Raw genomic sequence first — 10,448 nt, 5'->3', positions numbered from 1 at the left:
ATGCTCTCGGTTGGTTTAACCACTGTGGTCTATTTACCTGAAAATTGCTGTAAACCCGAAGAACCCCACCCCGCCAAAGCTATGCTTTGTCTCCCCTCCCGAAGAGCGGGGAGGGGTTGGGGGTGGGGTGCAATGACTGTGGGAATCATAACTATTTATCCAGACATGATATAAATTCCACAACGCACCTTATTAAATTAAAGCTTGTGTATATGGAAACAATGTAAAAATTATTTTAATCAGTGCCAGTCAACAGAAGTGGCAAAATGTGCGTATTAAGATTAAAACAATTATCAGTAAGCGTCACCCAATCTACAGGTTTTATAGCTCATGAAACAGAGACAAGTAAGCATATACAAATGCACTCAGCGACTTTGGAGTGTTTTGTTAATGTTAGTAATTTGGAATCTACCCCAATACGCTCTAGCAGATGTCAACCCACAGGAGATAAATGCAATTATTCGCACGCGGGATATTGCCCTGCAAGCTCTAAACACTCGCGATTTTTCCAAAATACAGCCTTACTTGCACCCAAACTTCACAATCACAACAGTTGATAATCAGATATTTCACAAAGTTCCTGAGTTTGAAAAGTACTGGAATCAGCAGTTTTCCAGTTCCATTAAAGATATCAAAATGCAACTAAAAGGAGATAGTCTCAGAACATTTCTCACTCCAGAAATCGATGTTGCCTCTGGAGAAGCGATCGCATCTTTCTTTTTCAAAGATGGCAAAGCGGCTGATATGGCCTTGCGATGGACAGCTGTGCTGCAAAAATTCCAAGATAAATGGACGATTCAATCGCTACATTTCTCCTCCAATCTGTTGAATAACCCAGTGTTGAATGCTGCTCAACAATTAGGGCGGATTCTAGCAGTTGCAGCAGGAGTGGGCGGTTTCCTTTTGGGAGTGGTGACAATGCTATTATTACGTCGCAGGACTAAGCCACGAACCGAAAGGATATAGCAAATAAAGTGGGAAGTATTTATCAGTCCAGTAAAAATATTAGCTTTCATCGCCGTCTCAAAGCAACCCTAGTAGTTTTATTTGTCTGGAGTGGCGTGAGTTTACTGCACTGGCTACCAGAAACACAATGGTTGATGCTGGGATTAACGGCAATCCTGACTGTGCAAACGTTACGGATGCTGTTAGCTAAACCAGCGGCGGCGGTGATGGAAAGTGAAATTTATTTACCGTCAGTCTCGATTTTAGTTCCGGCTAAAAATGAAAGCCCAGTCTTGGCTAATCTAGTTTACAGCTTATGCCAACTTAATTATCCCAGCGATTCCCTAGATATTTGGGTTGTTGATGATGGTAGTACCGACGAAACCCCCAAGGTTTTGAAAGAGTTACAAACTCAATTTCCAGCTTTACAAGTTCATCGACGGGAATCAAAAGGTGGTAAATCAGGCGCATTGAATGCGGTGTTTCCCTTTACTCAAGGGGAGATTATCTTAGTCTGTGATGCGGATGCTCAGTTAAGAGCTAATTTTCTCCGGCAAACAGTACCTCTGTTTCATAAGCAAGCGATCGGTGCAGTGCAAGTACGAAAAGCAATTTCTAATGCTAATACCAATTTCTTAACCCGTTGTCAGCAGATGGAAATGAATTGTGATAGCTTTCTACAAACCCATCGCATTGCTATTGGTGGAATGTCTGAACTGCGTGGTAATGGGATGTTAGTCCGTCGGGAATTGTTAGAAAAGTGTCAAGGTTGGAATGAGAACACTGTCACCGATGATTTGGATCTTTGTTTCAAACTCTATTTAGCAGGTACGGAAATTGAGTTTGTGACAGTTCCATCAATTCAGGAAGAAGGTGTAACTAGTTGGGAAAAACTTTGGAATCAACGCTGTCGTTGGGCTGAAGGTGGCTATCAGCGTTACCTAGATTATTTTCCGCAAATTTTTACTTTAGGTTGGGCAAAAGAAATTGATTTACTATTGTTTTTTATATTGCAATTTCTTCTGCCAATTGGACTAATACCCGACTTACTTTGGACAATTTTTTATAGCCATAATCCAGTTCTGTTTCCCCTCCAGACACTACTTAGCATCATTCTGACAATTGCCTTTATTGCTGGACTTTACCAATTTCAAAATTTACGAGGATGGTCTTTGGTTTGGGCAACAATTCAAGGGTCGTTATACATGGTGCATTGGATTCCTGTGATGATTGTAACAACTTTAAAGATGTGTGTACAAAAGGAGCGATCGCGCTGGGTAAAAACTGAACATAGGGGAGGAATTAATTGAAGGAAAAATTATTTAGTAAAACAATGTTGTATCTCTGAATTTTAGTATATTTTCATCAACAATCCTTAACCGAAACGTATTGGATAATTCGGGTTGAATAAGCAATCAAAATTTCACAGCTTCTACACATAACCAAGAGTGGTTAATTCGTAGAAGCTGTGATTAAACTTGGCGTTTTTTTGATGAGATGAGATATTAGCTAATTTAATCCATCAGATGCTGCTGTACTTTGGAAACTAGTTCATTTGTCCAGTAGTTGGTGAGTTCAGCATTGGCTGCTTCCACCATTACTCTAATGACTGGTTCTGTGCCAGAGGCGCGAACCAAAATTCTGCCGGAATCGCCCATTGCAGCTTCAGCAAGAGCGATCGCTTGTTGCACAGGTTGGCAATCTTGCCATCCCAAACGGCGATCGCGATCGACAACGCGCACGTTCCGCAATAATTGTGGATAGGTTTGGAAGCTTCGATCTACTAATTCGCTCAAGGGAACACCCGCCTCTCTCACCAAAGATGCTATGTGTAATGCGGTTAATAAGCCATCCCCAGTCACAGCATAGTGACGGCAAAGAATATGCCCTGATTGTTCGCCACCTAGCATTCCCCCAGTGCGCTGCATTTCGGCTTGCACGTATTGGTCGCCAACTGCGGTACGAATTAAGTTACCACCAATTTGCTGCCAAGCTTTCTCAAAGCCTAAGTTGGCCATGACTGTAGATACAATCAAGTTGTCTGGCAATTGTTGGTTTTGTTGTAAGTGTCGTCCCCACAGGTAGAGAATGTAATCGCCGTTAACTTGCCTGCCTGTATTGTCTACTGCTAAGACGCGATCGGCATCGCCATCGAAGCCAAAGCCGATATCGGCGTTGTGTTCTTGTACCGTTGCTGCCAAAATGTCCAGGTGCGTGGAACCGCAGTTAACATTAATGCGATCGCCATCTGCCTCGTTATGCAAGCAGATTACCTCCGCTCCCATTTGGGTAAACACTGATGGTGCTAACCCAACTGCGGCTCCCCACGCCAAGTCTAAAACAATCTTCATTCCCTGAAGATTCAAGACACCGTTTAAGGGCTTTTTCAACGCCGAGCTATAATCTTCCACTAACTCGAAACGTGAGTAATGCCGTCCGCAATTACTGACTCTAGCGATCGGTGATATCTTGCCACGCAGTCCCGCTTCAATTTCTGTTTGCAATATTTGCGGCAACTTCCCACCATTGGCAGCAAAAACCTTAATCCCATTGTCTTCTGGAGGATTGTGGCTAGCAGAAATCATCACTCCGCCAATGGCATCACTGATACTGGTGAGATAGGCAACGCAAGGAGTGGGACATAATCCCAAATACCAAACCTCTAACCCTGCTGCTGTTAACCCTGCACTCAAAGCCATTGCCAGCATATCGCTGGAGTTTCTAGAGTCCTGTCCGAGAATGACTGGCCCTACTTGAGCAGCATGGTTACGTAAAACAATCCCCGTCCAAAAACCAACTTGCAATGCTAAAGGCGCATTCAGTAATTCTCCGACTCGTCCGCGAATCCCATCTGTGCCAAATAAGGGATTTGCTGGTAATGGGATTAAATTCAGTCCAAAACTGCTCTCAATCCCTTTGCCCAATCCCTCAACTTCAGAAGTAGAACCCCCAGAAATGCCCGATGTCCGAGTTATAGATGAAACCATATTTTTAAACACTCCACACAATCACACTGAAAAATAAATAGCACTTAAGACTTTATTCAGCAATTTTGACATGCTTTTTCTCTTTATAAATTCATTTTAGATCGAGCCATCTTTACGTAATAATACTGAATTTTTCTTTCTAAAATTGTAAATCTTTGATAAAGTCAGTATTGGTTTTTACTTTATTAGTAAAGTCTCCACATCTTAGCTGATTATTCCTTTTCTGCCGACAATTTTCGTTTTGATTTTTATCTGTATTAGTTCACACTTGATAATGCTATTACCAAATAAGTATGTAATAAATATTACTTTTGGTAAATCGCAAAATTTTTCATCCAAGCTGAGAATGAAAGCAAGATTCAGCTAATAACAACAAAAAATCAAAATCTAAAATCTAAAATTCTGTTCTCTTAGCCTTATCGCTGTGTAAAAAACTACAAAATCATTGCAGCTTAAAAAATTTTAATATAAATTCTCATCAAATAGTTTTAAGGTAACGTTTTAATGGCCTTTTTAGCCGTTAGTAAATCAAAACTCCGGCAGTAAACTTTTTAAAGTTGAGAAATTTAGCATGAGCAGCAATTTAGCAACCAAATTACGTGTAGGCACTAAGAAAGCCCACACAATGGCAGAAAATGTTGGTTTTGTCAAGTGCTTTTTAAAAGGAGTAGTGGAAAAAAACTCTTACCGGAAACTTGTTGCTAACTTCTACTTCGTCTACTCAGCGATGGAAGAGGAAATAGAAAAGCACCGCCAGCACCCAATAGTTTCTAAAATTAACTTTCCTCAGCTAAACCGCAAGCATAGCTTAGAGCAAGACCTAAGTTATTACTTTGGTGCAAACTGGAGAGAGCAAATCAAACTATCTCCCGCAGGTGAAGCTTATGTACAGCGCATCCGAGAAATATCTGCTACAGAACCGGAATTGTTAATCGCCCATTCATACACTCGTTACATAGGTGACTTATCCGGGGGACAAATTCTCAAAAATATTGCTGTAACAGCGATGAATTTGTCTGATGGACAAGGAACAGCCTTTTATGAGTTTCCAGAAATTCCTGATGAGAAGGCATTCAAAACCAAATATCGGCAAACTTTGGATGAATTACCCCTTGACGAGGCGGCAACCGATCGCATCGTTGATGAAGCTAACGCCGCCTTTGGCACGAACATGAAGCTGTTCCAGGAATTGGAAGGTAATTTGATCAAGTCGATCGGTGTGATGCTGTATAATAGTCTTACACGGCGTCGTACACGTGGTAGTACTGAACTCGTCACAGCTGAGTAATCGTGTTGAGATTGCGGAGTCTGGTGTGTGGAGTCATAAATTCAGATAGCCTGATGAAGGATAATTCATAGGTGTTTCTGGCGAAAGAGCGATCGACGCTCAAAATATTTAGGGGCAATAGCCTTGTGACTGCTTTTGATAGATAGAAAGCAAGCATTGGGAGATTGCCCCTCAATTATGTTTAAGAAGCAATTAAGTTCTTGAGAGCATGTTGAGCATCTCTATTGTGCGGTATTGGCTGTGATCGCTCTACTGATTATGGATCGTGCCGAGCTTACAGTTTAAAGATTTGCTAATCTTCGCTAGGAAGCATATAGCAGGTAACTGAACCTTTATGCTCAATAGTCACAGCGTACTGTGAGAGAAGTTCCTCTGACCACATCGGCTCGGACGCACGCTGAACTCCAGGCTCATCACCAACCCAAGGAGGAGCCGGAGTATAAAAGTCCTTACCGTTAAGTTGTCTAGAAAGCCACTCTACACCTTCATAGCGACAACGACCTGCTCCTAGAAAATCACCTTGTCTATCGAAAAGTTCTATAAACCGACCGCTATTGTCCCATCCATCATCAACATATCCCTGTATTAGAAGAGCAAACGAATTCTCAGATTCAACAGGAATTTTTACCAAGTACAGATTGTTAAGGCTGTATTGAGAGTACCAAAGGTGGCGATTATAACTTTTAGCTACAGACTGAGGAATATCTTGCTCAATTCTTTCGATTTCTACACAATTAAAAGTAGTATCAGTAGATAGCGTTAATAGTTGAACACTTGCAATTCGACACTCAGGAAAGAAATTACAGAACGAGTCTGATAAATCGTAAAGTTTGTTAAGTTCTGTTGAGTAAAATTGTCTAACTACAGACTTTCGGATAGCTAAATTCATACACTTGTACACTCTCGCGTACTATCAGCTTAAGCTTGGCGATAGGTAGCGATCGCCTCTGCAATCTTGCCTTGGTTAGATAGGACATCTGCCAGCTTGATGTAAGCGTAACTGTTTTTGGCATCCCTCTGAATAAAACTCCGCCAAATATTAGCGGGTTCTTCATAATTTTTCACTTATTCGGCAGATGTTGCTTTTTGTTTCAACTCCTCTACCGTTTGGGTCACACTGATTTGAGGAATTAAAGCCAAACCTAAACTCAACAAAAACGGGAATATTTTCAGGTTTACCATAGACTTTCAGCTTAAAATAACTAAGTCAATCTTCAAACCAAGCTTAATCTCAGTATTTAAGTTTGTAACCCGTAAAACTTACCATACTGGGTAAATCAGGCAAAAATATGGCTACGAAAATTCCTGTCACAGTGATTACAGGCTTCTTAGGTAGTGGAAAAACCAGCCTAATTCGCCACCTGCTACAAAACAACCAAGGACGGCGCATTGCCGTTTTAGTCAATGAATTTGGCGAACTCGGTATTGATGGCGAATTATTGAAATCTTGTCAAATTTGCCCCGAAGATGGTGAGGGTGACACTAATATCTTTGAATTAACCAACGGCTGCTTATGCTGCACCGTGCAGGAAGAGTTTTACCCGACGATGCAAGAGTTAATCAAGCGGCGAGATAGCATTGACTGCATTTTGATTGAAACCTCTGGTTTAGCCTTGCCAAAACCACTGGTGAAGGCTTTTCGTTGGCAGGAAATTCGTAACGCCGCCACTGTGGATGCTGTAATTACCGTGGTAGATTGTGCGGCGGTAGCAGCGGGGACATTTGCTAGCGATCCAGATGCGATCGCAGCCCAGCGACAAGCAGATGATAATCTAGAACACGAAACACCTTTGCAAGAACTGTTTGAAGACCAACTTGCTTGTGCAGACTTAGTGGTGTTGAATAAAATTGACTTGGTAGATGCCGAGACAAAAGCCAGAGTTGAAGAATTGATTAAGCAAGAGTTGCCCAGAGTGGTGAAAATTGTCGAGAGCGATGCCTCCGGCGGGCTACGCCTACGTTCTCAACTCGATGCATCTATATTATTAGGATTCCAAGCCGCAGTCGAAGATAACTTAGATTCTCGTCCTAGTCATCATGATACTGAAGAAGACCACAATCACGATGAAGAAATTACTTCAGCTAATTTAATTTTGGATCGTACCTTTGACCCCGAAAAGCTGCAACAGCAGTTGCAAACATTGGTACAACAACAAGAAATTTACCGGATTAAAGGCTTTGTTGCAGTGCCTAATAAATCCATGCGCCTAGTGATGCAAGGTGTGGGAACCCGATTTGATAAATTTTACGATCGCCCCTGGAAACCAGAAGAAGCTAGGCAAACGCGGTTAGTTTTCATCGGGCGTGATTTGAATTCTTCAGAAATTGAATCACAGCTTGTAGCTTTATAAGTATACCCTGATTCCTGACTTCTTTGAAAAGTCGGGAATCTATCTCTTGAAGTTAATTCAAAACGAAAGCAATAATAACTTCAAATTGCTAACTCATCACTTTAGACAAATATGACGATTTCTCAACTATTTAATATTGCCAATCTTTTCATATTGCCATTTTGGGCATTGATGATTTTATTGCCTAACTGGAAAGTTACACGGCAGATAATGTCATCATATTTACCCTTTGTGCTGTTAGCTGGGGCATATTTGTATTTGTTTATCAACAGCATTACGCCAGAAAATGCTCAAGCTTTATCGAATCCTCAATTAGCTGATATTGCACGATTTTTTGCAGACGAAACAGCTGCGGCAACAGGTTGGATTCATTTTTTAGTGATGGATTTATTTGTCGGTCGCTGGATTTATTGGGAAGGACAGAAAACAGGTGTTTGGACAATTCACTCTCTAGCTTTATCTTTGTTTGCTGGGCCTTTGGGGTTACTGTCTCACATCTTGACTGACTGGATTACTAAGACATTTTTCCCGAAGTTTCAGCAGAATGAAGGAGTGACGGCAGGAGAAAAAGCTGCGTCATAATCTTACACATAATAGGGTAGCACTGCAGTGCTACCCTATTATTTAGTAGTTACCTGATTTTAAAATCATTAACCGTTGTCGTGTCTATAGTCAGCATCTAACCAACAGCGTGGTAAAACTTCACCTGAAGGAAAAACGAGATTTTCTTTTTTAAAGCTTTCAGGTTGCTGTTCTTCTTGACCTTCTTGGTCTTTTGCGCGAACAACATCATTATTCGGGTCAATTAATTCCTGAATTTCAACAATTTTCACCAATTCGCCACTATCTTTGACTTGTAAAAGCATAGAAATTGCCTCAATGAGTTTGCATGAAAGTTCAAAGCGAGTCTCAACATAAACTCGCTCAAATCTAAACTGATTTTGAACGCGGAGATTCCTTACATTGTTAAAGGAAATTTTTATCAGACCACACAGAAATTACACGAGATTCATCTATGTGTATCTGTAGAGTTAATATTTATAAAATTGATACTGTAAACATATTCCTCATTCACAAGAGAAACTCGAATCAGGAAATGCTGATTAACAAAATTGTCTAGCCAAGATAAGTTTGTTTTATCTATTAGAAATCGCGTTGATATTTTTCCAAAATATCAACTAATGTTACCTGGCATTGTAGGGGTAGTAAATCGATTAAAGGAACTTCACGTTTCCCGCCGCCAATTTTTACTGGAATCGCTCCCAAGACTTGTAAAACTCGGTCTTCATTGACAGCGTTGGAAGTAATTAAGGGATACAGTTGCTCGGCAACAACTGTATGCAGTTTGGCATTAGATAAATAAAGATGCCATTTGGCAACATCTATGTAGACGTTTTCGCCAATTTCAGCTGCTAGGGCTTCTAGTAGTTCTGTGGTGTTAGTCTTAGCCATAAAAATAACCCTACATTAAGAAAAAGTGCGAAATCTCAGGCTTTTTTATATTATGGCTCAATTAACAGGCTAATCCTACTACCAGAAGTTACAATCGCCCTAGCATGAGTAATCCATCTTCAGGTGGATTTTGGTGGAGTTTCGGTGTAGTTAGCGATCGCACTAATATAAATCAGATGTGCTAACACTATTCCCGTCCAACTTAACGTTACCAAAGGCAGCCACTCCCAAGTAGTGTCTTTCAAAATGTGGAAAAACCACAACCCGGAATTAATACAAGCAGCGATCGCCACATGGATAGCAAAATTCATCCGGTCATCAATCTTGCGGTAATCAGGGTCTTTGCGATCGGGTTTGCGAGGCCAACGAGGAGGCATAAATATTTGTTACAGATTTAAATACACCCTACTCATTCTAAGGTTTTTGGTGCAGTCGTTGCTATTAGACTTCTAGAAGCAGTCATAATTGAATTGGAAGTCAAGAGCCACTGGGTTAAATCCGATGACGATCTTTGAGCAAATAGACCCCGATCTCCTCTATCCAGATAGCGACGGCAAACCAATGGCAGACAATACAGAGCAATATCGTTGGATTGTCCTGATTAAGGAGAATTTAGAGATTCTGTTTGCTAACAATGACAATGTTTTGATTGCAGGAGATTTGCTCTGGTATCCAGTCCGTTCTCGGCTGATTACACCGACTGCACCTGATGTGATGGTTGTCTTCGGTAGATCAAAGGGTAAACGTCGTTCCTATCGTCAGTGGCAAGAAGATAATATTCCACCACAAGTAGTCTTTGAGATTCTTTCTTATAGTAATGATACCAGGGAGATGGATCGTAAGCTGGAATTTTACGATACCTATGGTGTTGAAGAATACTATTTATACGACCCTGAAAGTTTTCAACTAGATGGCTGGTTACGGCAAAACAACCATTTGAATAAGCTATGGCAAATGGATAGTTGGATCAGTCCCCGTTTGGGAATTAAATTTCAAACGGGGCTTGGAGAGTTAGTAATTTACCGTCCAGATGGACAGAGATTTTTGAATTCCCTGGAACTCAATCAACGGGCTGAACAGGCTGAGTTATTGGTAGAACAAGAACGCCAACGCGCCCAACAAGAACGTCAACGCGCTGAACAGTTAGCAGCATATTTGCGTAATCTCGGCATTGATCCTGACAATCTGCCGTGACTGGAGAGTGGGGAGTGAGGAAGAAGAATTAATACCCATCTTCCGTTTTGTGGACTGGTTCTATTAATAGGCTGCGTTCGACGGTTTGGCATAAGTGTTTTTTAAATTTGCCAACAGTCGTCATAGGCGATCCCTATGCACCCAAGGTAAGGTAAGCATTCCGCAACTGCGCTTCGTTCCAGATGGTTCCATCGCTGAAGGTAATCTTTTCAACGCCGTAGTCATCAGTGC

At 41.2% G+C, this 10,448-nt stretch carries 13 protein-coding genes; 6 read left to right on the top strand and 7 right to left on the bottom strand.

Annotated elements, in window-relative coordinates:
• The first annotated feature begins 390 nt into the window (after positions 1–390).
• Together RM049_RS31405 and RM049_RS31400 are read left to right on the top strand one after the other, a co-directional pair.
• Entirely contained in the window at positions 391–966 is a 576-nt protein-coding gene (locus tag RM049_RS31405; protein WP_322706961.1) for a YybH family protein, read from the top strand.
• 8 nt (positions 967–974) lie between these two features.
• The gene (locus tag RM049_RS31400) at positions 975–2,255 is read left to right on the top strand and encodes a glycosyltransferase (protein WP_322706960.1); all 1,281 of its coding nucleotides are present in this window, start codon (positions 975–977) and stop codon (positions 2,253–2,255) included.
• A gap of 204 nt (positions 2,256–2,459) precedes the next feature.
• Here RM049_RS31400 and glmM read toward each other — a convergent pair whose 3' ends face one another.
• The gene (gene glmM, locus RM049_RS31395; protein ID WP_322671680.1) at positions 2,460–3,932 is read right to left on the bottom strand and encodes a phosphoglucosamine mutase; all 1,473 of its coding nucleotides are present in this window, start codon (positions 3,930–3,932) and stop codon (positions 2,460–2,462) included.
• Positions 3,933–4,503: 571 nt separating this feature from the next.
• Between glmM and RM049_RS31390 the strand changes: the two genes are divergently transcribed.
• Positions 4,504–5,220, top strand: a complete 717-nt coding sequence (locus RM049_RS31390; RefSeq protein WP_322667120.1) for a heme oxygenase (biliverdin-producing) — start codon at positions 4,504–4,506, stop codon at positions 5,218–5,220.
• Positions 5,221–5,512: 292 nt separating this feature from the next.
• On the opposite strand, the gene RM049_RS31385 is transcribed toward RM049_RS31390, so the two are convergent.
• Positions 5,513–6,109: a hypothetical protein gene (locus RM049_RS31385; protein WP_322706959.1), complete on the bottom strand. Its 597-nt coding sequence runs from the start codon at positions 6,107–6,109 to the stop codon at positions 5,513–5,515.
• Positions 6,110–6,138: 29 nt separating this feature from the next.
• Positions 6,139–6,285: a tetratricopeptide repeat protein gene (locus RM049_RS31380; protein ID WP_322706958.1), complete on the bottom strand. Its 147-nt coding sequence runs from the start codon at positions 6,283–6,285 to the stop codon at positions 6,139–6,141.
• A 224-nt stretch (positions 6,286–6,509) separates the two neighbouring features.
• On the opposite strand from RM049_RS31380, the gene cobW reads away from it, so the two are divergent.
• On the top strand, positions 6,510–7,571 hold the full coding sequence (cobW, locus tag RM049_RS31375) for a cobalamin biosynthesis protein CobW (RefSeq protein WP_322706957.1): 1,062 nt from the start codon (positions 6,510–6,512) through the stop codon (positions 7,569–7,571).
• 111 nt (positions 7,572–7,682) lie between these two features.
• Positions 7,683–8,153, top strand: a complete 471-nt coding sequence (locus RM049_RS31370) for an ABA4-like family protein (protein ID WP_322706956.1) — start codon at positions 7,683–7,685, stop codon at positions 8,151–8,153.
• 68 nt (positions 8,154–8,221) lie between these two features.
• Here the strand turns inward: RM049_RS31370 and RM049_RS31365 are convergent, their stop codons facing one another.
• From RM049_RS31365 to RM049_RS31355, 3 genes are all read right to left on the bottom strand, one after another.
• Positions 8,222–8,437, bottom strand: a complete 216-nt coding sequence (locus tag RM049_RS31365) for an acetyltransferase (protein WP_322671686.1) — start codon at positions 8,435–8,437, stop codon at positions 8,222–8,224.
• Between the two features lie 277 nt (positions 8,438–8,714).
• On the bottom strand, positions 8,715–9,023 hold the full coding sequence (locus RM049_RS31360) for a DUF3181 family protein (RefSeq protein ID WP_322667128.1): 309 nt from the start codon (positions 9,021–9,023) through the stop codon (positions 8,715–8,717).
• 119 nt (positions 9,024–9,142) lie between these two features.
• Positions 9,143–9,400, bottom strand: coding sequence for a hypothetical protein (locus RM049_RS31355; protein WP_322667130.1), 258 nt, complete (start codon positions 9,398–9,400; stop codon positions 9,143–9,145).
• Positions 9,401–9,524: 124 nt separating this feature from the next.
• Here RM049_RS31355 and RM049_RS31350 point away from each other — a divergent pair, with 124 nt between their 5' ends.
• Entirely contained in the window at positions 9,525–10,217 is a 693-nt protein-coding gene (locus RM049_RS31350; RefSeq protein WP_416212673.1) for a Uma2 family endonuclease, read from the top strand.
• A 133-nt stretch (positions 10,218–10,350) separates the two neighbouring features.
• On the opposite strand, the gene RM049_RS39435 is transcribed toward RM049_RS31350, so the two are convergent.
• The coding region (locus tag RM049_RS39435; RefSeq protein WP_416212672.1) for a calcium-binding protein at positions 10,351–10,448 on the bottom strand (98 nt) is incomplete at its 5' end.

It is taken from the genome of Nostoc sp. DedQUE04, assembly GCF_034530995.1.
Classification (GTDB): domain Bacteria; phylum Cyanobacteriota; class Cyanobacteriia; order Cyanobacteriales; family Nostocaceae; genus Nostoc.
This window is presented reverse-complemented; position numbering and strand designations above follow the sequence as displayed.

Bases quoted from the DNA above. Each gene is read 5' to 3' on its own strand.
- RM049_RS31350 (WP_416212673.1), top strand. From the start codon at position 9,525: ATGACGATCTTTGAGCAAATAGACCCCGATCTCCTCTATCCAGATAGC.
- RM049_RS31405 (WP_322706961.1), top strand. From the start codon at position 391: ATGTTAGTAATTTGGAATCTACCCCAATACGCTCTAGCAGATGTCAAC.
- glmM (WP_322671680.1), bottom strand. From the start codon at position 3,932: ATGGTTTCATCTATAACTCGGACATCGGGCATTTCTGGGGGTTCTACT.
- cobW (WP_322706957.1), top strand. From the start codon at position 6,510: ATGGCTACGAAAATTCCTGTCACAGTGATTACAGGCTTCTTAGGTAGT.
- RM049_RS31360 (WP_322667128.1), bottom strand. From the start codon at position 9,023: ATGGCTAAGACTAACACCACAGAACTACTAGAAGCCCTAGCAGCTGAA.
- RM049_RS31365 (WP_322671686.1), bottom strand. From the start codon at position 8,437: ATGCTTTTACAAGTCAAAGATAGTGGCGAATTGGTGAAAATTGTTGAA.
- RM049_RS31390 (WP_322667120.1), top strand. From the start codon at position 4,504: ATGAGCAGCAATTTAGCAACCAAATTACGTGTAGGCACTAAGAAAGCC.
- RM049_RS31370 (WP_322706956.1), top strand. From the start codon at position 7,683: ATGACGATTTCTCAACTATTTAATATTGCCAATCTTTTCATATTGCCA.
- RM049_RS31355 (WP_322667130.1), bottom strand. From the start codon at position 9,400: ATGCCTCCTCGTTGGCCTCGCAAACCCGATCGCAAAGACCCTGATTAC.
- RM049_RS31385 (WP_322706959.1), bottom strand. From the start codon at position 6,109: ATGAATTTAGCTATCCGAAAGTCTGTAGTTAGACAATTTTACTCAACA.